The sequence below is a fragment of the Candidatus Nitrospira salsa genome, from assembly GCF_965152625.1.
The window spans coordinates 403,400-425,775 of the sequence record NZ_CBCUCO010000004.1 but is presented as its reverse complement, the minus strand read 5'-3'; the positions used below and the strand labels follow the sequence as shown (position 1 = coordinate 425,775).

General features: G+C 49.0%; 24 protein-coding genes. 5 read left to right on the top strand and 19 right to left on the bottom strand.

The features are described from left to right. Positions 1–50: 50 nt before the first annotated feature. The 3 genes from ACWQXP_RS16010 (at position 51) to ACWQXP_RS16000 (ending at position 2,456) form a co-directional block, all read left to right on the top strand. Positions 51–1,043, top strand: coding sequence for a hypothetical protein (locus ACWQXP_RS16010; RefSeq protein ID WP_454063872.1), 993 nt, complete (start codon positions 51–53; stop codon positions 1,041–1,043). A 222-nt stretch (positions 1,044–1,265) separates the two neighbouring features. Next, positions 1,266–1,631 carry a VOC family protein gene (locus ACWQXP_RS16005; protein ID WP_454063871.1) on the top strand — a complete coding sequence of 122 codons (366 nt, stop codon included), beginning with the start codon at positions 1,266–1,268 and terminating at the stop codon, positions 1,629–1,631. Positions 1,632–1,997: 366 nt separating this feature from the next. Further along, complete coding sequence (locus tag ACWQXP_RS16000) at positions 1,998–2,456, top strand: hypothetical protein (protein WP_454063870.1); 459 nt, start codon at positions 1,998–2,000, stop codon at positions 2,454–2,456. 135 nt (positions 2,457–2,591) lie between these two features. Here ACWQXP_RS16000 and ACWQXP_RS15995 read toward each other — a convergent pair whose 3' ends face one another. The 15 genes from ACWQXP_RS15995 to ACWQXP_RS15925 all read right to left on the bottom strand — a co-directional run bounded on the left by ACWQXP_RS15995 (position 2,592) and on the right by ACWQXP_RS15925 (position 15,162). After that, positions 2,592–2,894: a DUF1330 domain-containing protein gene (locus ACWQXP_RS15995; RefSeq protein WP_454063869.1), complete on the bottom strand. Its 303-nt coding sequence runs from the start codon at positions 2,892–2,894 to the stop codon at positions 2,592–2,594. Positions 2,895–2,969: 75 nt separating this feature from the next. Then, the gene (locus tag ACWQXP_RS15990) at positions 2,970–3,647 is read right to left on the bottom strand and encodes a class I SAM-dependent methyltransferase (protein ID WP_454063868.1); all 678 of its coding nucleotides are present in this window, start codon (positions 3,645–3,647) and stop codon (positions 2,970–2,972) included. Between the two features lie 24 nt (positions 3,648–3,671). Beyond that, a complete protein-coding gene (locus ACWQXP_RS15985) occupies positions 3,672–4,463 on the bottom strand; it encodes an SDR family NAD(P)-dependent oxidoreductase (protein ID WP_454063867.1) in 792 nt (263 codons plus the stop codon). Between the two features lie 238 nt (positions 4,464–4,701). Beyond that, positions 4,702–5,568 carry an SDR family oxidoreductase gene (locus tag ACWQXP_RS15980; protein ID WP_454063866.1) on the bottom strand — a complete coding sequence of 289 codons (867 nt, stop codon included), beginning with the start codon at positions 5,566–5,568 and terminating at the stop codon, positions 4,702–4,704. Between the two features lie 15 nt (positions 5,569–5,583). Continuing rightward, the gene (locus tag ACWQXP_RS15975) at positions 5,584–6,396 is read right to left on the bottom strand and encodes an SDR family NAD(P)-dependent oxidoreductase (protein WP_454063865.1); all 813 of its coding nucleotides are present in this window, start codon (positions 6,394–6,396) and stop codon (positions 5,584–5,586) included. 13 nt (positions 6,397–6,409) lie between these two features. Next, entirely contained in the window at positions 6,410–7,285 is an 876-nt protein-coding gene (locus ACWQXP_RS15970) for a TIGR03571 family LLM class oxidoreductase (RefSeq protein WP_454064719.1), read from the bottom strand. Continuing rightward, positions 7,212–7,391 (bottom strand): hypothetical protein, encoded by a 180-nt coding sequence (locus ACWQXP_RS15965; RefSeq protein WP_454064752.1) that lies wholly within the window; start codon positions 7,389–7,391, stop codon positions 7,212–7,214. Before ACWQXP_RS15965 ends, ACWQXP_RS15970 begins: the two co-directional genes overlap by 74 nt. Then, positions 7,381–7,590, bottom strand: a complete 210-nt coding sequence (locus ACWQXP_RS15960) for a hypothetical protein (RefSeq protein WP_454064751.1) — start codon at positions 7,588–7,590, stop codon at positions 7,381–7,383. Before ACWQXP_RS15960 ends, ACWQXP_RS15965 begins: the two co-directional genes overlap by 11 nt. Next, positions 7,574–8,572: a zinc-dependent alcohol dehydrogenase family protein gene (locus ACWQXP_RS15955; protein ID WP_454063864.1), complete on the bottom strand. Its 999-nt coding sequence runs from the start codon at positions 8,570–8,572 to the stop codon at positions 7,574–7,576. The genes ACWQXP_RS15960 and ACWQXP_RS15955 overlap by 17 nt, the downstream gene beginning before the upstream one ends. Positions 8,573–8,628: 56 nt before the next feature. Continuing rightward, complete coding sequence (locus ACWQXP_RS15950) at positions 8,629–8,877, bottom strand: hypothetical protein (RefSeq protein WP_454063863.1); 249 nt, start codon at positions 8,875–8,877, stop codon at positions 8,629–8,631. 2 nt (positions 8,878–8,879) lie between these two features. Continuing rightward, positions 8,880–9,779 carry a DUF4437 domain-containing protein gene (locus ACWQXP_RS15945; protein ID WP_454064718.1) on the bottom strand — a complete coding sequence of 300 codons (900 nt, stop codon included), beginning with the start codon at positions 9,777–9,779 and terminating at the stop codon, positions 8,880–8,882. A gap of 164 nt (positions 9,780–9,943) precedes the next feature. After that, positions 9,944–10,963: a zinc-binding alcohol dehydrogenase family protein gene (locus ACWQXP_RS15940; protein ID WP_454063862.1), complete on the bottom strand. Its 1,020-nt coding sequence runs from the start codon at positions 10,961–10,963 to the stop codon at positions 9,944–9,946. A gap of 451 nt (positions 10,964–11,414) precedes the next feature. Next, positions 11,415–12,554: a D-2-hydroxyacid dehydrogenase gene (locus ACWQXP_RS15935; RefSeq protein ID WP_454063861.1), complete on the bottom strand. Its 1,140-nt coding sequence runs from the start codon at positions 12,552–12,554 to the stop codon at positions 11,415–11,417. Positions 12,555–12,753: 199 nt separating this feature from the next. Continuing rightward, positions 12,754–14,103: an NTP/NDP exchange transporter gene (locus tag ACWQXP_RS15930; protein ID WP_454063860.1), complete on the bottom strand. Its 1,350-nt coding sequence runs from the start codon at positions 14,101–14,103 to the stop codon at positions 12,754–12,756. A gap of 126 nt (positions 14,104–14,229) precedes the next feature. Next, positions 14,230–15,162: an aldo/keto reductase gene (locus ACWQXP_RS15925; protein WP_454063859.1), complete on the bottom strand. Its 933-nt coding sequence runs from the start codon at positions 15,160–15,162 to the stop codon at positions 14,230–14,232. 298 nt (positions 15,163–15,460) lie between these two features. On the opposite strand from ACWQXP_RS15925, the gene ACWQXP_RS15920 reads away from it, so the two are divergent. Further along, positions 15,461–15,814: a winged helix-turn-helix transcriptional regulator gene (locus tag ACWQXP_RS15920; RefSeq protein ID WP_454063858.1), complete on the top strand. Its 354-nt coding sequence runs from the start codon at positions 15,461–15,463 to the stop codon at positions 15,812–15,814. A gap of 290 nt (positions 15,815–16,104) precedes the next feature. On the opposite strand, the gene ACWQXP_RS15915 is transcribed toward ACWQXP_RS15920, so the two are convergent. Together ACWQXP_RS15915 and ACWQXP_RS15910 are read right to left on the bottom strand one after the other, a co-directional pair. Next, positions 16,105–18,210 (bottom strand): S8 family serine peptidase, encoded by a 2,106-nt coding sequence (locus tag ACWQXP_RS15915; protein WP_454063857.1) that lies wholly within the window; start codon positions 18,208–18,210, stop codon positions 16,105–16,107. A gap of 746 nt (positions 18,211–18,956) precedes the next feature. After that, positions 18,957–19,562, bottom strand: a complete 606-nt coding sequence (locus ACWQXP_RS15910; RefSeq protein WP_454063856.1) for a 2,3-bisphosphoglycerate-dependent phosphoglycerate mutase — start codon at positions 19,560–19,562, stop codon at positions 18,957–18,959. 318 nt (positions 19,563–19,880) lie between these two features. Here ACWQXP_RS15910 and ACWQXP_RS15905 point away from each other — a divergent pair, with 318 nt between their 5' ends. Further along, positions 19,881–20,705, top strand: coding sequence for a hypothetical protein (locus ACWQXP_RS15905; RefSeq protein WP_454063855.1), 825 nt, complete (start codon positions 19,881–19,883; stop codon positions 20,703–20,705). Between the two features lie 28 nt (positions 20,706–20,733). Here ACWQXP_RS15905 and ACWQXP_RS15900 read toward each other — a convergent pair whose 3' ends face one another. Then, positions 20,734–21,468 (bottom strand): DUF2628 domain-containing protein, encoded by a 735-nt coding sequence (locus ACWQXP_RS15900; RefSeq protein ID WP_454063854.1) that lies wholly within the window; start codon positions 21,466–21,468, stop codon positions 20,734–20,736. Between the two features lie 173 nt (positions 21,469–21,641). Continuing rightward, positions 21,642–22,310, bottom strand: a complete 669-nt coding sequence (locus ACWQXP_RS15895; RefSeq protein WP_454063853.1) for a hypothetical protein — start codon at positions 22,308–22,310, stop codon at positions 21,642–21,644. Between the last annotated feature and the right edge of the window lie 66 nt (positions 22,311–22,376).

Below are 22,376 nucleotides of genomic sequence, written 5' to 3'. Positions count from 1 at the left end.
GTTAGAATGGCCGAGATTATGACATCTCCACGAAAAAATAGTTTTCTTCGATGAAACTCTATCGCTACGTCCTTGCCTATTTCGGTCGGAAACTTAAGCAGCCTTGGACCAAGACAGCGAACGTAGGTGACGTAATTGTCTCCATTGGGAAACCGGAAGTGGAAGGTAACTGTCCTGAACGTAGACTAGTAACTGCGAGTGTGGATCTGGCAACTCTCCCTTGCGTTGATGACGCGAGCCGGATTCTGGTGCCCAAAGAAGATCGTGAGAAATGCGAAGACTCAGCTTTGCACGCAATCAACCTAATTTCGGTTCTTGAGTCGTGTTCCAAGCAAATTTTCTCTCCAGTTTCGTGTGTTGCCTTTGGGTCTGATGAACCCCGCGAACGCGAGTTTTTGGAAAACAGCCACGGCATATTTGCCAACGAGAGCAAATCTGATTCCGCTGTGGGTTGGACAATTGAGTTTACATCCGAGATCGCAACAGCCATAGCGGATCGTTTCGATGGCGTCGCTCTACTATCAGAGGCGCTTAGCTCGGATGTTGAGGGACACCGATATCGAGAGTTCGTTAGGTTTCTGGAGCTCGCGTTTGGTATTTCATTTTACGAGAGGCGCCTCGCCAAAAAGCTCACGCAGTTCCTTAGTTCGGGACCGGGTGGCTATAATCGTGACGAAATAGACGAATGGGTGAACCTCCGGCATCCAGCAATGCATGGTGACTATGCAAAGATGGATTGGATAGCAATCAGTGCTAATGTTCGTCAGATTGCTCTTCGGATGCAGCAAGCGTGTTTGGATGTGCTTTTTAATAAAGAGAAATGGCGCGACTCTTCAAAGACTCGACGGCAGGTTTGGAGGCCGGACGCTATATCTACATCGAAAACCGGAAAGGTAGTAGCGAAGTATGCAACTCCTTTAAGTCTTCTGATCCGCGTCCTCGACGAGTTCGGGGTACATCCGGTGAAATTGGGGATAACTGTAGATCATTCCAATGACCATCTATATGCAACATATTGGCGACCTAACCAGCCGACTGATTAGCAAGAAGACAGGTAAGTCCTCGGATTGGGTCGAAGGAAGTGGCTGCTTTTGGCCGAACTCTGCCGAACTGCTTAAACGATTGCCAAAGAGTTTATCACCAGACGGCAAATTCTCGAGTTCGACCCAAAGCGGATATTCGCAGTTGGATGCAAATTGATCATTGTCGATGTGTTATGCATCATTAGATAGATCGAAAAAATAAATACCGTTTAGGTGATAAAAATGATTCAACGCACCATGTATGTTCTGGCAGTACAAGACCTACAAGCGTCTCTGAAGTTCTATCGCGATGTTCTCGGATTCGCAATTAGAGAGATTGGAGACGAAGGTTGGCGCTTATTCGAGCGTGACGGATGTCAAATAATGGCTGGTCATTGTCCTGGCTCAACGCCAGCTCGTGACCTTGGAGATCATTCGTATTTTGCTTACTTTCTTGTCGACAATGCAGATGAGTATTACGCTGAGGTTGTGGCAAACGGTGCAGAACTGATAAAGGAACTGAGAAGCAAACCATGGGGAATGCGAGAATTTGGTTTGCGAACAAACGATGGTCATCGAATAATGATAGGGCAAGATTTAGGGGCTTGAGCACCCGCTTCAGGCCGGAACAACACCTTCTGACAAAGGTAATGCCAATTGTCATTTCCCTTAATGAGCCTTAGGCTCGATGTAATAAAATTCTTACCAAGCGCATGAATCGGAAGTATTCTTGGACACGGCTCTTTTTTCGACCAAAACAGATGCGTCCTTGCCTTCATACCCCGGCTAAATCACCGCCTAACGCGGGTCCCTTTTCCTCCACCTGATCTTCCTATTCATGACCTTTCTACCGTGTGAGGCAACGTGGGTAAATTCATGTTCTCGAAGTTCTCAGACATCTATATCTAGTGGACCCATCTATTAAGTCCCACCTTATCCTGTACCTGGAATCATTCTGCAGTTTTGCTACACTCTATGGCTTTCCTACCAAATTGGTGTTGTGTGGAACTGGCTGGCAACAAACGGCAACTCCTTTCAGAACAACACGATGAGCGCGCCAAGCGACTTGCCGAACTCGATCAGCTCAACGCGGACTATTCAAAAGACTTCGAAGACATTCGTCGACGCGTGCGAGAAAAGAAGTTCATCCAGGAAATTTCTCGTGAGGACCGCTACCCTCAAGATAAAGACATTTGGGAATACCTGAATAACATCGTGGAGGATATTCATTTGTACACCTGGCGCAAATGCGCGACGGGGATCTGTACAAGGAAGTATCAACGAAAACGGCAGATATTGGAAGAAGAACTGCGAGATCTGGATGCCCACCACCGAAAAGAACGCATCAGGCTTCGATATGGACATCCAACGAATGCTGATGATGAAAACCCTTCGAATTTTAAGACACCATCCCCTCGTTTTTTCATGTCGTAAATTTCATACTGTAGGAGTTTCTTTCCCAATCAAACATGTTCTGTCATGGCATCCTCAAACCGAAACGGCGGCATGAGGAACTCAACAATAACCTCGGCTCAACGGTATCGACGCTCGATGACAATGGAAGAGGGATTACGAGCGCTGATAGGTCGCGATAATCGTGGTATCGGTAACAGAACCCTCAAAATGGCGTTGCCTGACCCGAAGATATTCTTCATTGGAAAAGAATGCCTTCTTCGCATCTTCATTTGAAAAGTAAATCGTAAACACTCTATTTATGGGAGCTTGTGTCTCAGACCTCAGAACTTCAGATACTTTAAAATCGTAACCAAATCCGCCGCTATGATGTTTCAGAATCGGCATCATCTCGTCTCGATATAATTGATAGACTTGGTCGTCTATGACATTCAGGCCAACAAGCATTTCTACAGCCATTTTTTACCTTTTCGTCATCTTTGGCACGCAACAGGATATACTGACTCACCGCTTTCATTCCCCCTCCTTACTCACTCACTTAGTTACGGTTCCAATAAAAATGATTGAGGCGGGGAGTTGTGTTGTGGGGTCTAAGGGTTCCAATGGTTCACTGAGTGCAAGATGATTTTTCGCAAACAAGGCCTTCCATGTTTCGAGCGTTCTGAAATACCAGGGTGCAGGGTCACAAAATTCTCTACTGAACCCAGCCCATGATCCTTCTCTCCATCCATCTTCATACGTTTCTTTTCCACATCCAGCAATAGGATGAAGGGTTTGAACAATCGGTGAACCATTTGCTTGCAGTAAAAATCGTGCCTGCTGAAAGATGTGATGAACCGACTCATAGCCTAGCAAAGAAAAATTACAGACCATCACATCGAATTTCTGTTTGAGAACCTCGTACGACAATTCCTCATAAGGTAACGTTCTAAATCTTCCTCCACCTTCCTGGGAAGCATACCCAATGAACTCCGGTACGCTATCAATGCCTAATGTTCGAATCCCTGAGGATTCCAGTTTTCTCGTCAACCATCCTTCACCACATCCGACATCAAGAACAGAGTGGGGGGCTTGCGTGACCACCGCTTCAACAATAGCTGCATTGGTCACCAGGACACGACTGGCTATTTCATTTTCACAAATTGCCGAGATCCAAGGCTGAACATTCTTTTTCCAGGAATTGACAATCTGTTCATCTGATAGTTTTTTCATCACTCCCCGGCGCCGTACATTTTCTCAAAACGCACTTTTGACCACCCCGCCATCGACTCTCAGCGCCGCGCCCGTTGTCGCTGATGCGAGCGGACTCACCACATAGGCCACCAACGACGCCACTTCTTCTGGTGTTGCAAAACGTTTGATCAGTGAGGTCGGGCGTACGCGCTGAAAGAATTCTTCTTCGAATTCCTTGAACGTCTTCCCTTCTTGTTTGGCGAGATCTTCAACGAAGTCACTGACGCCTCGTGACTTGGTCGGTCCGGGCAGCACACTATTGACCGTGATACCTGTTCCAGCGACCGCTTCCGCAAGCCCACGCGAAATAGCCAACTGCGCGGTCTTAGTCATGCCGTAATGGATCATTTCAGCCGGAATTTGAACTCCACTTTCACTTGAGATAAAGACAATGCGACCCCAGTTGCGCCGTCTCATCGTCGGTAGATAGAGGCGACACAAACGCACGCCACTCAAGACATTCACATCAAAAAATCGTCGCCAGTCATCATCCGGAATATCTTCAAACGAGACAGGTTCAAAAATCCCAAGATTATTCACCAAAATCTCGACACCGGGATGCTGTTGCCCTAATTGTTCTGCTGCGGCTTCTGTCGAAAGATCGCCGGCAAACCCGATGAGTTCGCCTGACGCACCGGGAGTCAGTTTCTCAATCGCTTCATCAACAGACTTCTGCGAACGACCATTGACAATGACTCGCGCCCCTTCGGAAACGAGAGTCGCAGCAATCGCATATCCAATACCGGCGGTGCTGCCGGTCACGAGACATAATTTATTGTGTAACTGCAAGTCCATAGTTTCTCCTTCAGTTTTCGTTCTGGATGTTGCTCTTAATGAATTGTTTAATAGAAACAGGCCACCCAAATATCGTAATTGGAGTAGTCGATCTAAGAAAATGCCGTATTCGATTACATTTCTACTCTAACCGCAAAAACTCATCGGAGCGGTCGAGCATCTGATATAGCGCCTTCTTACACATGTCAAATATGTCAGCTAAATGTATGTGAATGCTTTTAGTCATCCGTATATCACACTAACTCAGTTTTTCTTTCAGCATTGTGATATAGGAAGGGTTTTGCGTATAGAACTCTCGTAATGAGCAAGCCTTTCTTCCCAGTAGTCGTTCAACCGTATCGCTCACTTCGGAAACTTCCCCCTTACCTTTGGCCATATCCGCCGTTATCCAAGCTTCTAAATTCCATTCACTCAAGCCATATTCTTTACGCCATGCGAGACCATCCTCATAACTCTCCTCTTGAAACGCAATCTGCATCCCGCTCAAGTCACTCAGCAGGTGGGTCAGTTCACTCAATTTTGGAGCCTCTGGGCCAGTCACGTCGAATGTTGTCGATTCCGACATCGGATTTACAAGGAAATGAGCGGCAACTTGGGCAATATCATTCCGACACACCCAAGCGACTCGACCGTCTCCTGAGGGATTGAGCATCATCGCCTTGGCATTCACGTCCTCATGAGCCGCTTCCATGTAAAAGTTGTTTCGCAAAGCCGTATAGGTCACACCGGACTCCTTTAAATATTGTTCGGATTGATGGTGATCCTTGGCCATACTAAATGTGGCATCTGCCGCAGCCCCCTGAAAAGAAGAATACACTACATAATTCACGCCTGCTTTCGCTGCAGCCACAAAAGCATTTCGATGCAGTTTGGCTCTTTCCAGAGGTTTCTCGTGAAGAGAAACAAGAAAGGCTCGATCTATTCCTGTAAAAGCCGCGTTGAGAGAGTCCGGATGACGATAATCCCCTTCTACCACTTCCACGTTTTCTCTCTCAGTGACTGCCTGTTTATTTCGAACCATCAAACGAAGTGGGGTCCTGATTGCTTCTAATTCCTGAACAATCTTTTTTCCAAGCCGCCCATTCGCGCCTGTGACTAAAATCATGGCTGATTCCTTATGTTACGATGGTATTCTTTGAGTCAAAACCGCCTCGATACCGCGCACAATCTCTTCGCACTTTTGCAGATTGAGTGCATCGGGATGGGGCGAGGCAAACTGACCGGAATCGTTGTCGAAATACTGGCCGGAGGCTGTCTCAAATTCATCTGCCAGAGCCGCACGACTTAAGATTTCCGCACCTATACGGATATCACCGCCGTCCACACCGAAGGCCTCTTTTACCATTTTACTCCCAAGCATCGACCCGGGATTCAACGCGATGATCGCCGGACCATGATCCTTAAGCGAAAGCGCCATACTGTGAGACCACATTGTAAGTGCGAGTTTGCTTTGCGCATACGCCGCGCCGTCGGATAAGTGGCCTTGTCCTACCAGCGCTTTCGGATCAACCGGAGACTGAGCGGCGGAGGAAACATTGATAACCCGCCCAGATGTACCGAGCAACGGCAAAAGTTCCTGCGTCAGCAGATAGGGAGCGATCGTATTGACCGCAAACCGCACATCAAGCCCGTCCGGCGTGACAGGATCGGACGTGTTATAGACGCCTGCATTATTGATGAGCACATCAAGTTTCGCGTGCTTTTCCGCGACAGTCTTCGCAAATGCCTCGACCTCGGCCATGCGTGACAGATCAGCCACGTGGCTTTCAACGCGTCCGCCTCCCGGCAGCGCAGAAAGCGCTTTTTCTACTTTCTCCAGTCTTGCATGACTGCGCCCGTGTAACAAAACGTGGTGGCCCAACGAGATCAGCATTTTGGCCGTTGCTAACCCGATGCCGTCGGTCGAACCGGTCACAAGAATGATTTTTTGCATGATGTTATCTCCTTCACTGTGAGAAGTCTGGCAGGAGGTCATCGGCCAGACGTTTCAACGTGGTCTCGATATCCGCCTGATTAAAGCGTAGGTTGAGCGCCACATGATTGACGCCGATTTCTTCCCGCGATTTCAGATAAGCTCGAAGGTGGTGGGACCCTAGCCGCAATCCCAGATGAATCGGTTGGGGAGGCGTATCAGGATCTTCGGCCAAGTCAACATAAAATGGTTCCATGACAGGTTGGACAGGTCTTCCTGACGCCTCAACCCACACCCGCCAGTCGCGAATGATCTGTGCTTGCACCATGGTATGACGTGGATACAGCATCCAGCCATCTCCATTTTTGGCAATCCATGCGGAATCTTGTTGACTGCCTCCCGTAATCAGCAGCGGCAGTTTTCCGGATGCCGGTTTGGGCAGCATATCCATTCCGCCACCTGGGGAGCCATACGTGTTTTTAAAGGCCGGTGCGTCCTCGCCCATATGCCTGATATAGTCAAAGCTCTCACGAAATCGTGCGCCGCGCTCGGCAAAGGGCAGATTGAGCGCCGGATACTCCTCTGGTCGGTCACCCGAAGCGACACCAAGAATGAGCCGCCCTCCCGACAGTGCATCGGCACTAGCTGCGGCCTTGGCAACATGAGCCGGATGTCGCAGCGGCAGAACGATGCTAGCCACGCCTAGTGCAATCCGCTCTGTCTGACCAGCCAACAGGCCCAGATAGACGAATGGGTCGTACATCTGACCCGCATCCCCGAATGACGGCACATTGAACGGCACATCCCGCAACCAGATTGCGGAAAATCCCAGCTCTTCAGCCAGTTGAATACGTTCCATGTGACGGGTCATCGCCGGCACCGAGCCAGTTGAGTAGTTCTCCAGGGGCACCACCAATCCAAGGCTCAGCCGGTTCGCGCGGAACACACTGTTGTATCCCCGATTGATGGGTTGGAACTCGGTTGTTTCGAACGTCGCCGCCAGTGTCATCTCGCAAAGCCTCCGAATCGTTTTAGCCGTTGTTGAGTGTACCGTACGCTTTGGGTTTCGTCGCCGTCGAAGGTACGAGCACTGAGAATATTTTCCAGCACTCGTCCGAGACCGGCGCGAGCCAATGCACGCAATTGACAAAACGTAGGATGGCCGATTGCACGTATCGTCTCTCTTACCTTGACCTCTTTACGACAGGTCGTCATTTTCTACAACCACTTTGCCCAGAGCTTGGCCACTCTCTAAGCGAGCGTGCGCTTGTCCGACTTCTTCAAGTGAATAACGCTTTTCATCAAGCACAGGTTTTAGTCCGCCAGACTCTACAATCTGAGTCACGCTGCTCAAAATCCCTGCATGTTCTTCGCGCTTCACGTTATGCAGCATCGGAATCAGCATGAACACGACGTGCAACGACAAACCCTTAAAATGAGCAACCGTTAAATCCATCTCACACAACGCCACTGTCGAGGCAATTTGACCATTCAGTGCAGCCGCCTCAAATGAGTTAGCCATGTTTGCACCGCCTACAGAATCGAACACCACATCAAACCCTGCCCCACCAGTATGTTTGGCCACGTACTGCTCAATCGTTTCAGTTTTATAGTTGATGGCAGTGGCCCCCAATTGTTCGATTAACGCCAATTGCGTTTCACCGCCACCCGTAGAATACACTTCGGCATCAAAATGTTTTGCCAGCTGCAACGCAACATGACCAACGCCACCAGATCCACCATGCACCAGAACTTTTTGGCCTTGCTTGATACCCGCGCGAGTCAACCCTTCGTAGGCCGTGATGGCAACCATTGGCAATGCAGCGGTTTCTCGCATCGACAAATTCTTTGGCTTATGGGCAATCAAGTTGCTGTCCGCCACCATGTATTCAGCCAATGTACCGGGTAAATCGGCCAACCCACCTGCACAACCATAGACCTCATCGCCTATTGAATAATCTTGAACCCCCTGGCCGACTGCCTCAATCGTGCCGGCAAAGTCCATTCCTAAAATGGCTGGCGTATCGGGTGATAATGGTAATTCCTTACCCATTTTACGAATCATGGTATCAACCGTGTTGACACTTGATGCCGCGATTTTTACGAGAACATGACCGGCTTTGACTTCAGGTTTTTCTACTTCCGCTGCTTCAAATACGGCGTCTTCGCCATAGGCATTAATCAGCATGGCTTTCATCGTGTTTGTCCTTCCGCTCGTAACTGAGTTGTTAATTTCATTCTGTTTGGTGCCCTTTACTTGATTTCCTGAACTCGGATTACGACATCGTTCCAGTTGCGTTGGTTTTCCATGTCATTCTGAAAACCACCTCCATGTGCCGTGGCGAAACACTTGATGGCTAAGGTCTTACTCATCGCCTGATAGAGCCAATAGGCTGCTTCGATCGGCTTTTCGACCGAGGCATAGGCAGCCTGTTTACGGGCATTACTGGACTCAGGCGGCCAATGTCTGGTGCGGTCGTTGTGATCACGCGAATCGGGCATGGCTACTTCTTGGGCGGCTCCTGGATGACATCGAACTTGCCTTTCATGCGTACGTAGACGATACACTCCTCTCCCGCTTCACACGAAACCTGATGCACCGACTTTCCCGTCGAGCCGAAATAACTACCCGGCGCCAATGTCTTGACGTCGGTCTCCCCCGACATCCGATACTGTGGTCGACCTTGGATCACGACAGCGCGGAAGGTTGACCCGCGGCTACGTATTTTCCCACTAAATCCAACCGGTAGCTTGACGAGGCTCCCACTCAACTGATTGTCCTGCGGCATTCCCCAAAGAAAAACTAACTTTGGTCCATGGGTAAAGGCTGGCTTTGTGGTCTGGTCGATCCAGGTGATGTCCGATGCGTCCAGCCAAACAATGTTCGATACCTCCACGTTAACTGGCCTTTCTCCATTATCAAACGCTTCTTCTGTAGGACGGACGAGATATGGTCCTTCCTCAATCTCCACATAGACCAGGTTGTTATGACCCTCGGCAGCGGTAATGTGCACTTCTCCAGCTGGCTGAGTCCAGACAGAACCCGTCGGCATCCACATCTCTACGGCATTAGGATCACCGTTGTATATGAGGCCACTAATGACTACTGCACGGTAGGTGATATTATGAATATGCGGTGGCGACGAGAAGCGGTCCACAAACTTCACGAGAAAGCCTGATGGCCCGGAACCGGTTCGATCGCCCCAAAGAGTACCGGCCTTTGGGCCCTTGTCGCCGCGGGCGGGGTTGAGCGGCCCCCACTTGACGTCGGACGTCGCAACCACCTCGGAGATTGGCCCGGCTGGCTCGGCTGTTGGTTCCTGAATGATGCTTTGGGATGCGACCTGCGAGCTACTCCAGGCGGTTATAAAGAGTACAAGTGCGAATGATGGAAACGTTCTCATACTCATGACGTAAACTCATTTTGACATTCAACGACAGCTCCGGTCGCTCGGTGAAAAGAAAGATCGGTCACGACTAAGTCTATTTCTCCTCTTCGATGTTGAATAGTCATTGTGTTGCTCCTAAACGATGATGGGTTGTTGTTACCTATTTGGAACTCATGAGGTTATTCCCAATCGGCGAGTACGACTTTGCCAATTGAACTCCCTTGCTCGACGGCCGCGTGCGCCTTGCGTAAGTTTTCCGCCGAGATCGGACGGATAACATTATTGACTGTGGTCACGAGCTCACCTTTGTCGATGAGGTCTGCAATCGCGTTTAACAGGTGTTGTTGTTCAATCATGTCGGCGGTTTGGAACATAGAGCGGGTAAACATAAACTCCCACACAAAAGTCGCGCTTTTACTCTTGAGCAAATCAAGATCCACAGGATCAGGGGTCTCGACGATCGAGCAGATGCGTCCTTGCGGGGCGATCGCGTTGGCCATCGACGCCCAATGCTGGGCGGTATTGTTCAAGCAAAAGATATAGTCGACTTGTGGCAGTGCGATGGCACTCATTTCCTTATCAAGTGCGTTGCGATGATTCACCGCCTGATCGGCACCAAGCTGTTTGATCCAAGCCATGGACTCGGGGCGTGAAGCCGTGGCAACCACGTGAAGCTTGGCAAGTTGCTTCGCGAGTTGAATCGCAATCGAACCGACACCTCCTGCACCACCAATGATCAGAATGGATTTACCCGCATCCTCACCGCTTGGAGAGATACCGAGCCGCTCGAACAAGCCTTCCCAAGCCGTGATGCCCGTTAACGGGAGCGCAGCCGCTTTATCGAACGTGAGGGACGTGGGCTTCTTGCCAACAATGCGCTCATCGACCAACTGATATTCACTGTTGCTGCCTGGCCGGGTAATATCGCCGGCGTAAAACACCTGGTCGCCCACGGCAAAGCTCTCAACCTCCGATCCGACAGCAATGACTTCACCAGCCGCATCCCAACCCAAGATGCGCGGTGTCGTCTCGGTTTCGTTTTTAGGCGCCCGAACTTTCGTATCGACTGGGTTGACGGAAATCGCACGGACATTGACGAGCAAATCTTTCCCCGTCGGTTTGGGTCGATCAATCTGAACATCAACCAATGACTTCTCGTTTTCAATCGGTAGATATTGATATAGGCCGACAGCTTTCATCGTATGTCTCCTTACTATTGCGTATGATGGATGATCTAGCGATTACCCTTTCGGGTCTCTATGTTTTAGGCTATGCGGAAGATAAGATATACTTTCGAACTTAACAAGTACGCACAATACTGTTGTATAGTCACAGAAAGTATACCAATCAGATGAGGGGATGAGATACGAACACCACGATTGGGCAAACGCTTGCCCGATGGAAGGTGCGTAGGCATTGAATGACAGGAACTGATATTGGATACGGACAGATCAACCATGCGATCAACAGATGAGGGATTGTTCGAACTGAAATTCACTCTGTGGGTTCGTTTTGCGGAATATAGGCATAACGCCAGTGATAAGCTCTCTCCAATAGCACACGCCCTCAGCAATTTTGCTTTGTAATAAGCACCTGACTGTCGGTCGAATCTGCTCTCATCTACTAGCAGGTCAGGAAGCTGTAGAATTTTTAATAGCCACGTTTGATATCCACCACATTCAACATGCGCTCACCACGGACATACCGGCGTAAATTCTCCCTCACGAGCAGCCAAACGCGATGCCTTCGCTGATCGCTGCGGGCACTGATATGCGGCGTAATCACCACGTTCGGTAACCGCCATAATTCACTGTCTTTTGGTAATGGCTCCGGATCAGTTACATCCAGTCCCGCGGCAGCGATATCGCCATTTTTCAATGCATGAATCAAGTCATCAGTCACCACGCTTTTACCGCGGCCGATATTAATAAAGTACGCCGTCGGACGCATTGCGTTAAATATCGCGGCATTAAACAATCCCTTCGTAGTCGGCGTCAACGGTGTGGCATTGACCACCACGTCGGCTTGCTTGCTTAGTTCTAACAGTTCATCGGCTAGACCAACGTAGTCGACATACGCAGGGCCCTCACGGCGTGAATTGCGTGTGGCAATCACATGCATCCCGAGCGCATGGACACGCTTGGCGATTTCGGTCCCAATCCCCCCCAAACCGGCGATCAATATCGTCTTACCCTTGATTTCGATGACGTTGTGGCTACTCTGTCGCCCCTTCCCCCAAATACCCTGACTCTGTAATTGCTGGTATTCCGGCAAACCGCGGGCCAGCGACAGCAATGTGGCCAGGACATGTTCGGCAATGGCCGGCCCATGTACGCGCTGCATATTGGTGAGTAACAAGTCTTTTTCTTGCAGCTCAGGAACACCGACACAACGGTCTACCCCCGCGCTATACGTTTGAATCCACCGAAGTTGTGTCCCTGCCTGCAACACCTCTGGGGTGCATATACCAAGTAGCGCATCGGCACCATGCAATACTTCCGGCAGTGCGTCAAACGATTCGACCGGAACAAGCTGCGTACCATGACTGACGGCCTGTAATTGCTCCAGCATCTGCAGTGCTGTTGCTCGTTGATCGGCTGGCAGCACCACCACAATCCGCTCCGGGGTTTTCCAGTTCGACGACTGCCTGATCGCTTGCTTACTTTCACGCAAACCCAGCTCCTCGATTAACACCTGAACTTCTTCGTCGGGATTGATCTCGGCTTGCAGCGGTGCGGCTAAGCACAGCGCAATCAATGACACGCTTAGCAGTTGAGTGATTTTCGGCATGGATGACACTCCTCATGGTTAAACACGACAAACATTCTACGTGAAATCGATAAGACTCTTCTTCTTTATGCTCATAGGCCATCCACAGACGGTTAAGGTGTCGGTCGGGAATCTAGGGCGCGGTACACTGACATCCGTCATACGTCCGACAATTTTCAAAGTCCACAGTGTTGTATCGTTAACAAGTCACACGTCTCGTCTATTCTTTCAACAATTCGACATTCAATTCTTCAGACTGCTGTATCACGAGTTGTTCATGTTTTTTCCCAAGTAAAAATGCCACCGCTGCCCACACGAGCGTCAGCGGCACCGCCAAGAGTGCGATATGGGCAAGCGGCAAACCTGCCGCTTTAAAACCCGCATAGACCCAGGCACTCAATGCATCGCCACTACGGTACACCGTCGTGTCGATAAAATTTTTTGCCTTGTACTTTTGTTCACGGCTCAGCACAACGTAGAGCATTTCGCGCGCAGGCCGCATAATGGCGTAATTGCCTGCACGCCGCACCACTTGTAGCACCACGATGACCCACAGCACTGGCGCGAAGCTCAGCATAAGAAACCCTGCAGCCAGTAGCAGCGGCACCAGCGAAAGCGTCCATGCGATACCAATGGTTTTCACAATGCGCCCGGTCAGAAACATTTGCAACATCAACGTTAAGGCATTGGTGGCAAAATCCATATTCGCAAACACCGCAGTACGCGCAGCTGAATGGATAACAGTATCGCGAATAATTTGTGCCTGCTGAAAATACAAAAAGGTCGACAGTGTCGTATACAGCAAAATCAACAGACAGATACCCAGTAGATAACGAGACTTCGCGACCAGTTTCACTCCGGCCCACACTCCGCCGGAATTTTTTTCATGTTGCAGCGTCGTGGTGTTGGCTGCTGAAAACGGCACGCTGACGGAATTCATGTCATGACTCCAGAGATCTAAGCGCCTAATGCAGTAAATGGCGCACCCGAGCAGCAAGACCGCAAGCAGTAGCAGATGAGTGACACCAACATGATCGACCAGACTAATGGTCAGCAGTGGTCCTATTAGCGCACCCATCGATCCCCCCGCAGCAATAAATCCAAACAATCGCTTCGATTGTTCGCTGCTATACAAGTCGGTCATGAAACTCCAGAACACCGACACCACGAATAAATTAAACACACTGACCCAGATGAAAAAGGCACGGGCGATATATTGGTGTTCCATGCTCGACTGAAACAGCGCATAAAACACCAGCAGATTGAAAATAAAGAACAGGTACGCAAATGGCAAAAATTTTCGGCGTGGATAGTGTGACGTTAACCAACCGAACACCGGAACAATGGCGAGCATGGCCAGAAATGTGCCGAGAAATAACCATTGCAGGTTTTCCACGCCACCGCTCACACCCATTTCGTCGCGAATGGGGCGAATGATGTAGTAGCTGCACAGGAGAGAAAAGAAATAGGCGAATGACCAGAGCAAGGCCGGCAGCTCACCGGGTTTGACATTGATCCAGCGTTGCCAGTCCAGGAATTTCGCCTCCGACTGATTGTTAATATTTGCCATGTTTTTACTATTCTGAGCAGCCACACATGAGCATGGCTAGAGATGAATGTCGTAGAACAAGCAGCTAAAATATGAGCGGGATAGGAATACGGCTCCCGACTGGAGATGAGTATAATGCAAGAAAATCTATATCGAGTTGAGCAGACTGAGCATCTTCACACGCGTCGCTTCGTCGGGTAAACGGCCACGGCCAGCCTCCATATTATCTACCATATGTTCCAATTTGGACGTCCGTGGAATTACACAGGTCACCGCTGGATGGCTCACGACAAACTTCAGAAAAAACTGCCCCCAACTGTGGCAATCGAACTCTGTCGCCCATTTTGGGAGTGGTTGACCCTTTACGTTCGTGAACAGCTCACCACGCTGGAACGGACGATTAATGAGGGTCGCAATGCCTTTCTCTGCGGCAAGAGGTAACAAGCGCTGTTCGGCGGCACGTTCGCCCATGCTGTAGCTGAATTGAACAAAATCAAGCTCTTCGGCTTCCATAATGCGTTCGAGCTCAGCATGATCCCGCCCATGTGATGTTGTGATGCCGAGAAACCCTATTTTACCCTGCTCTTTCCACTCGCGCAGCGTGGCAATGTGCGTCTGCCAGTCGCGTAAATTATGGATTTGCATGAGGTCCATCTTCTCTACGCCCATCCGCTTGAAAGACTGATACATCTGTTTGATGCCGGCTTCGCGCCCATAGGTCCAGACTTTGGTTGCCGCAAATAGAGAATCCTTGTTCTTCACATCCTTCAATAATTCACCAATCGCACTTTCCGCATCACCATACATCGGCGATGAATCGATCAACCGCCCTCCATGATCGAAGAAGACTTGCAACACCGCGATCAGTCGTTTTTTCGTCGCTGGATCACGTATCCCATCAAGATTGCCTGCCGTACCGAGACCAATCACCGGTAATTTTTCACCCGTGCGCGGGATCGCGTGCTGGACCAGAGGCAGGGTGTCAGTCGTCGCCCACGCCGGCGCGATGCCAAACAATGAAAGAGAGGCTGTTCCAGCAGCGGCAGTAACAAGGAACTGTCTTCTTGTTATTTTATGCATCGTCATTATTCCTTTGATTGAGTCAATTGCTCAGCATCTCAAGAGTGAGGTGGTTCGAATGAAGACAAAGATCGGCGTCTGTCAGCCCCGGACTCTGCGCATTGACATGATGAAGCGCAAAGGTGAGTGCCGCGTTCATTCTGCGGCTCTTTATTCGTATTACATAATGTTCGTTTCGCCGTCCTCGTTTCACAGCACCTTGCTTTCTGGCATAGAAAACATAGAGTATACTGATCAACTTAACAAGTAGTCACATTCTTGTTGTATAGACACATAAAGTATACCAAAAGGACGAACGATGAAATTTGAACGCTATGATTGTTCGAACGCCTGTCCCGTTGCAGCCTCGTTAGAGTTGATTGGCGGAAAATGGAAAGGGATGTCGCTCTACCATTTGCTGGGAGGCAAAAAGCGGTTCAATGAGTTGAAACGCAACGTAGGAGGCGTCACTCAAAGAATGCTCACCAAGCAACTCAGAGAACTAGAACGCGATGGACTGATTTCCAGACACGTCTATGCCGAAGTGCCTCCGAAAGTCGAATACTGCCTAACAGCGAAAGGGAAATCTCTTCGCCCAATCTTATTAGCGCTGGAAAAATGGGGAGCACGACACGCGTTGTCGAAAGCCCCATCCCAAGTGAACAGCGCCTAATGCAAGCTCTCTACTAGGGACAGATCAGTGTCTTCTTCAAAGAACACTCAATAAAAAGCCTTTCGAATTCAACAGGACTTCGGTGACGGTTTTGATTGAAGAGCGGATTCAGTGACTCCTGCCATTACAGGCATGACGGCCATAGCTCCATATCGGGTTCAAGGACCGCCATAAAAAGGGTTATTCCTGTTCAGTATGACTGTTCCTCAAAACAACTCGCCCTTCTTATGTTTCCATAGGAAGGGCGAGTGACGTTTATCGATAGACAAACTGAAGTGACCGTTCTTGTATTAGTTCAATTGCTGAACAGAAATTTCATATTTTCCCATCCCAAAAATCGACTGATGCCTCACCTCCATAAAGTACATTCCTTCTTCTAATGACTGAACGATTTTTGCATTGGATCCATCGCCCCCATCCAAATCTTGAGCGACACGAACATGCTTATTGTTCGGTCCATAGAGCGTCATCATGACATCCGTGTCGCCTGCTGTTTCTAACTTATATTCGCCTTGAGTCTCGACCTTCATCTGATATATGTCCATCTGCCGGAACTCTGTCAGCTCTCCTTTGGTTGACGGCGGAGCTATTGGAATTTCTGTGGGAGGAGGCACGCCATTATCGTCAACGATGGTAATGGCGGACGCGATATTATTACTCATATTTTCGTCCGGGAGATCGCCCTTCACTTCGGTATGATTCGTGATGGAGCCTGCCATATCGGTTTTGACTACCATCGTTAATCGAGCATGAAACCCATTGGGTAGAGGGCTCACGTCACACGTCACGACTGAATCTTCAGTGCAAGTTCCATGATTGAATTCTTTTGAAATTAATTCGACTTCTTGCGGTAACGTGTTCATCAACATGACTCCTGTCGCTTCACCCGGTCCATGATTGGTGATCGTAACCGAATAGGTCAATGTATCATCAACTTTTACCATTTCTGGAGAGACGACGACTTGCACGCCAAGATCGGCCTTTTCAGACGATAAATGGAATTTTGCCTGCAGTAATCCTGCACCGCACGCCTTCGGGCATTGAATGTCATTCCGTGGTAGCGCATCATGTTTCAACCTGGCTTCGACTTGCCCTGGAAGCATATCTGGATTCTCAGATAAAATGAGTGCAGCCACACCAGCAACATGAGGAGCTGCCATCGAGGTCCCGTTGTAGAATGCGTAGCCACCTTCTACGGTACTCAACACCGCGTCTGCATCTCCTCCCGCACGATCGCCGCCTGGGGCCAAAATGTCAACGGTCTGCCCGAAGTTAGAATACCGTGAAACCAAATGACCTCGAGGATCACTGGCCGCCACAGTAATTACATCATGACAACTGGCTGGTGTCGCTTGTGAGGCATCGATGGCATCGTTTCCAGCGGCCACCACAACCGTGGTACCTGCAAGAACCGCATCTCGAATCGCTGATTGGGTCGCTTGGTCTTGTGTAGGACAATTTACACCCGCTGCGCCTAAGCTCATGTTGATGACTTTGGCTGGTGTGTCGTTTTGGGGCGCATCGGGGACATTCAATCCTGCTGCCCACCGGATCGCATCGATAATATCGGCTGTCGTCCCACCGCATTTTCCGAGAACACGAACAGCTTGAACTTTGGTGTTCCAGTTGACCCCAGCAATACCAAGACTGTTGTCCGTTATGCCCACCCCGACAGTTCCCGCTACATGTGTCCCATGCCAACTATTACCACGATCTTGCGGAGGACCATTTCCACATTCGAACGCCTGAATCGCATCTCCTGCATCAGTCGGGTCCGCATCACGGCCATCCTCATCATTCGCCATGAACGGATCGCTAATCATGTCATACCCTGGAATGAGATTTGGCGAACCCGCGATATCTGGATGCTCCGGAAGTATCCCCGTATCAATCACCGTGATGACGATATCCGGACTTCCCTTCGTCACGTCCCAAGCTTCTGGAAGTCCTATACCACCGGGCGATTCGTCATCTTTTGACCCATTCATGAAATAATGCCATTGTTCACCGTATCGAGAATCATTTGGGATGATTTGTCGTTCGAGAATATAGTTTGGTTGAGCATATTCAACATCGGGACGCTGATTCAGCTCTTCAACTAATGCCAGCGTTTCATCAATCATCTGGGCCGCTGAAAACTGTTGTCTCATTGTCGGATTGACTTTAATAATGATCTCCCCTCCGGATGTCGTCTTCCTACTCCTTTCCACTCCAAAAATCGAACGAGTCATCGCTTCCGCATCGCCGGACGGCTTCATTTTGACAATCACTTCACCAGGCACAAACCGTGGTGTGCTCTCAGAATTCTGAGCGTAAAGCGGTGAGAACACATTAACGAGTGCGAGAACAATCAGCACCACCATACGCCTTGCTGTCAGGAGGAGCTTCTGTTTCATATTTTTCTCCTTGCAAAAAGTCTCATGAATGAAAATTATTCAATAAATACTAATCTGCTAATCAACCAGAGATCAGTTCGTGTGTTCGATCGAACGCAACCTAGTTCCAACATGAAAAGACAAAGCCAATATGATCGAACTGCCAATACAGGAGAACACGGTCCGTTCCCTAACAAGCCATCATCACATTTATTCCAAATATTAATTCTGAAAACATTTTTAAGAAGACTCTTCGAACAAGATTATCTGACCTCGATTTCTGAAGAGTCTCCAGACCGACATTCCAAGAAAAACGAGTGTGTTTCACATCACCTCAGTTAAGGCATGACGATGGAATCACACATCCACAGCCTGTCACGAGACACGCCTCAGTCAACACAAGGAGAAATATTCTCAGTTTATGTGAGGTAAGAAAGGCAATTGAAATGCCAGGAGGCCTGACATGTCTCACAACCTGGGGAAAAGCCCTATCGCATGTCTACTCGTATGATTTTGTGGAGAAACTGCGTATTGCTCAAAAACCAGATGAACATGAGAGGAGAACGAAACGGGGGATTGACTTGAGCGGTGAGTATCCAAAAAGATATCGATGCATCACAAACAGATACAGCAAAATCGGTTCACTTGGAATCATCTAAACAGGTTGGAATACACTCAAAATACAATCTGGTGAGGAACAAGAACAAGAGAAAGGGAAGCACACAGAGGAATTCTACGAAATTTGTCGATCAACGTTTTTTCGATGTTTAGAGATATCGATGGGCCGTAACTTTTCCATTTTCATCAATATCATAGAGCAGCGGGGCACCGGTTGGAATATTCACTTCAAGTATTTCTTCTTTTGATAATTGCTCAAGATGCATGACGAGAGCCCGCAAACTATTCCCATGGGCAGCGACAAGAATCGTTTTCCCTGCCATCACCTCAGGGTGGATACGGCGATCGTAATAGGGCAACACTCGTTCGGCGGTATCTTTGAGACTTTCTCCACCTGGCGGGGGAATATCATAACTCCGTCGCCATATCTTAACTTGTGCTTCACCAAATTTCTCCACGGTTTCTGCTTTATTTAATCCCTGAAGATCGCCATACATACGCTCATTCAACGCGGGATCTCGTTCTATCGCAAGATCTGTCTGTCCCGTCACTTCAAGAATGAGCCGCAAAGTTTCTTGAGCGCGTTTTAACCCAGAAGTGAACGCTTGATCAAAACAATAAGGACGCAGCTTTTCTCCCGCATCTTTCGCCTCCTGTATACCTTTGGGAGTCAATTCAACGTCGACCCAACCCGTAAACTTATTTTCTAAATTCCACTGCGATTCTCCATGTCGTATCAATATCAGCTGGGCCATAGATAGTGCCTCCTACTACAATAGAGAATATTGAAAAGTCCTCAAGCTGTTGATGCTTTGCCCTGGCATCCGCATACCGTCGCTCGTGTCTGCGCGCTGTGCCGACTCCGCCATAGTAGTCTCGTGGCTACGACGGCCGGGAGCGCTTCGGCGCGCAAGCGTAAATTGTATCTCGTTAAGATACTAAGAGACTTTTCCTACCAGGTACGAACAACGAGCAACGTTCTTCCATATACGAGATACGAGACTACTTGCATTGCTTATACCCAATACGTACGATGGGAACAAGCTCTTTACCATTTTTTATTGGTGTATCTTATGAATACTCAGGTTTCTTGGCAAGAGTTAGCAGCCTGGTGGGCAACCTTAGCTCAACGACACGAAGTTGAGGAAAAAGCCCAATTATTTTTTGCAAACGCCTTAGGATCAGATCGAGTCCTGGAACGAGTAGACCAAGAAGGTGGCGATCCTGATTACGTCCTATTTGTTCTCCTTCGTCATTGGATTCCACCGGTTCTCCCTCCGCCTGGCCGGGAACGCACGTCAAAAAGCGACCCGGATTATTGGATAGAGTCGGAGCAGATTCTTAAGGCCGCCGTGGACCGCCTCCGTGAACTCAAACCCGTCATTGATCTGCTGACGACGCCAAATCCATTGGCACAAGAAACCACACCTTCTCCTCCGATCGTTGAAGTGGAGCTCGCACGAATGCTCGAAGGTATTGCTGAAATCACAGGAAGTTACGGAGGACCTGACTACACCTCCATTGTCAAATACTTTGACCCCATTCCTCTTCGACAAACCCAGCCCTTTAAACATAACAAACGGCATAGCGCTGAACTATGGGTTGTCTTTCTCCTTCGAGAACACTTTCGTACAGTTGGGTTAGGAAAGGATCGTTGCTGGCGGCTCATTGCCGATGTGGTGGCTGCCGCTGAGATTGTTCAAGGAAGCGGACAACCCTATCCACCGGGAGAACTCAAGTCTTGGTGGACAAAAAACTGGCCTCGCACCTATACCATGCTCAAAGAAAAAGAGAACCGGCTCGAAGCCACACATACGGCCTATCAAAGTGATTATCACTGGTTCAAAGCTTGGTTTGCTTGGCAAACCGAACGGTCAGACCATCTTCCAACAACCTAAGCATCCTCATCTCACAGATTAGACGCGATTAAAAAAACTTCGTGTCTGCCGGTCGTTCTGTTGGCATCGGTTGCTCATCGATAGGTAGGTCTTGATTCATCAAGGCAAGAATCAGTCCGAATTTAAATAAATGCAACGCCACTCCTAACCAAAGGACATAGGGTTGTATCCCCCCCTCTTCTTTTAAGACTTGGATCTGCTTTGCAGAATCAAGCTCAGGAGATTTTCGTACTCGCTCAATGTTGTCCTTGATGTGCCAATAATATAAATAATTGGCACTCACTCCTGCACCAATCTGCCAAACGATTCCCACCGACCAGTCGCCAAATGCCAGGGCTGATAAAACGGGACCCACCGCATAGAGAAACGCAAACATATACATTTTGCGGTAGAGAAACCACAAGAATGAGTCCAAGAGAGCCGCCGGCCAGTGCCAACTCAATGAAAAGCGTGGGCCTTCTGGTGTTTGGAACAGTCGAAACTTCTCTTGGTAATAGCGGTAAGCCGGCCGCCAGGACCAGCCCTCTTTCACATTAAATTGAATGGATTTACTTATGCCAATGGCCGATTGCCACAAATCGGCTTCGCTCACACCAGAGGGAGGGGGGGCTTCGTCTTGGCTTTCAGCTTCAGGCTCATCCCGAGTCTCAAAGCTGGGATCAGCTTCGGGCGGAGGTTCAGCAAATGCTGATCCGCACCGTGAGCAATAATTTGCTTCGTCTGGATTTTGCTGTTCACAGGTTTGACAGGCACGCATCTTCATGAGTTTATACCATCCCACCTGTGGACACACAAGCTTCTCGTCTTCCGCTTAGGTGTTGCGCAAGATGAATAACTCTGAAACTCAGCAATAAGGGGAAATATCTTCAGACGGAAGGGGAAACAACGATCAAACACAACCATCTATGTTATGGCTTAGGAATGAACGATGAACGTTCAAACATTTTCTCGATTTCGATACGCGGCATCGAGATAGTCATAGATTTCTCGTTTGACCTGGCCAAGAAGTAGGGGAGAATTGGAATCTTTTCGCCAAACAAGAGAGCAATACCGGCATTGAGCACGAACAGACTTTTCATCATCTTCAACGCCATCAACAACTAACGAACGCAGACAATTTCGACAAAACGGCCCTTGGATGTACTGACGAATTTGCAAATCGGAAAGGTCTTGTGGATTGACCTTCCCCAGTCCATGCCATATTTGGTCTGTCAAGGTCACTCTGACGCCAAGACAAAGAATGGATTTCGAGTTTGTCAGCTGAGGAGCCTCCTCCTTCCGATGAGACTCTTTCGACAACTCTAGTTGACAGAGCCGACCATTTACTTCTGTTGCCCAACTTTCAAGCCGACCTTGCTGTGTCAAGGTCAATTCCAGCCGGTCTAAACGATCTGACAGCTCAGCACGTTGAATCTCAAATTGCTGACGCAGCTGCAAGACCTCTTCTTGATCAACGGCTTGAAACCATCCGAGAATTCGTTTTTTAAGCGTCGACCACCCCTTCCCTTCAGTCTCAGAGTTTTTCAGTAATGGGCTCACCCACATGAAGAACATCACAAGACCTACCACGAGTATGATCCATAACCATAAAGATCCGTTGTCCATTTCAGGGCACCAAACTTTCTCAGGTCATTATGTCTGATCGTGCGTGTATCGCCAAGAAAGATCTTA

Bases quoted from the DNA above. Each gene is read 5' to 3' on its own strand.
- ACWQXP_RS16010 (WP_454063872.1), top strand. From the start codon at position 51: ATGAAACTCTATCGCTACGTCCTTGCCTATTTCGGTCGGAAACTTAAG.
- ACWQXP_RS16005 (WP_454063871.1), top strand. From the start codon at position 1,266: ATGATTCAACGCACCATGTATGTTCTGGCAGTACAAGACCTACAAGCG.
- ACWQXP_RS16000 (WP_454063870.1), top strand. From the start codon at position 1,998: ATGGCTTTCCTACCAAATTGGTGTTGTGTGGAACTGGCTGGCAACAAA.
- ACWQXP_RS15995 (WP_454063869.1), bottom strand. From the start codon at position 2,894: ATGGCTGTAGAAATGCTTGTTGGCCTGAATGTCATAGACGACCAAGTC.
- ACWQXP_RS15990 (WP_454063868.1), bottom strand. From the start codon at position 3,647: ATGAAAAAACTATCAGATGAACAGATTGTCAATTCCTGGAAAAAGAAT.
- ACWQXP_RS15985 (WP_454063867.1), bottom strand. From the start codon at position 4,463: ATGGACTTGCAGTTACACAATAAATTATGTCTCGTGACCGGCAGCACC.
- ACWQXP_RS15980 (WP_454063866.1), bottom strand. From the start codon at position 5,568: ATGATTTTAGTCACAGGCGCGAATGGGCGGCTTGGAAAAAAGATTGTT.
- ACWQXP_RS15975 (WP_454063865.1), bottom strand. From the start codon at position 6,396: ATGCAAAAAATCATTCTTGTGACCGGTTCGACCGACGGCATCGGGTTA.
- ACWQXP_RS15960 (WP_454064751.1), bottom strand. From the start codon at position 7,590: ATGACGACCTGTCGTAAAGAGGTCAAGGTAAGAGAGACGATACGTGCA.
- ACWQXP_RS15955 (WP_454063864.1), bottom strand. From the start codon at position 8,572: ATGAAAGCCATGCTGATTAATGCCTATGGCGAAGACGCCGTATTTGAA.
- ACWQXP_RS15950 (WP_454063863.1), bottom strand. From the start codon at position 8,877: ATGCCCGATTCGCGTGATCACAACGACCGCACCAGACATTGGCCGCCT.
- ACWQXP_RS15945 (WP_454064718.1), bottom strand. From the start codon at position 9,779: ATGAGAACGTTTCCATCATTCGCACTTGTACTCTTTATAACCGCCTGG.
- ACWQXP_RS15940 (WP_454063862.1), bottom strand. From the start codon at position 10,963: ATGAAAGCTGTCGGCCTATATCAATATCTACCGATTGAAAACGAGAAG.
- ACWQXP_RS15935 (WP_454063861.1), bottom strand. From the start codon at position 12,554: ATGCCGAAAATCACTCAACTGCTAAGCGTGTCATTGATTGCGCTGTGC.
- ACWQXP_RS15930 (WP_454063860.1), bottom strand. From the start codon at position 14,103: ATGGCAAATATTAACAATCAGTCGGAGGCGAAATTCCTGGACTGGCAA.
- ACWQXP_RS15925 (WP_454063859.1), bottom strand. From the start codon at position 15,162: ATGCATAAAATAACAAGAAGACAGTTCCTTGTTACTGCCGCTGCTGGA.
- ACWQXP_RS15920 (WP_454063858.1), top strand. From the start codon at position 15,461: ATGAAATTTGAACGCTATGATTGTTCGAACGCCTGTCCCGTTGCAGCC.
- ACWQXP_RS15915 (WP_454063857.1), bottom strand. From the start codon at position 18,210: ATGAAACAGAAGCTCCTCCTGACAGCAAGGCGTATGGTGGTGCTGATT.
- ACWQXP_RS15910 (WP_454063856.1), bottom strand. From the start codon at position 19,562: ATGGCCCAGCTGATATTGATACGACATGGAGAATCGCAGTGGAATTTA.
- ACWQXP_RS15905 (WP_454063855.1), top strand. From the start codon at position 19,881: ATGAATACTCAGGTTTCTTGGCAAGAGTTAGCAGCCTGGTGGGCAACC.
- ACWQXP_RS15900 (WP_454063854.1), bottom strand. From the start codon at position 21,468: ATGAAGATGCGTGCCTGTCAAACCTGTGAACAGCAAAATCCAGACGAA.
- ACWQXP_RS15895 (WP_454063853.1), bottom strand. From the start codon at position 22,310: ATGGACAACGGATCTTTATGGTTATGGATCATACTCGTGGTAGGTCTT.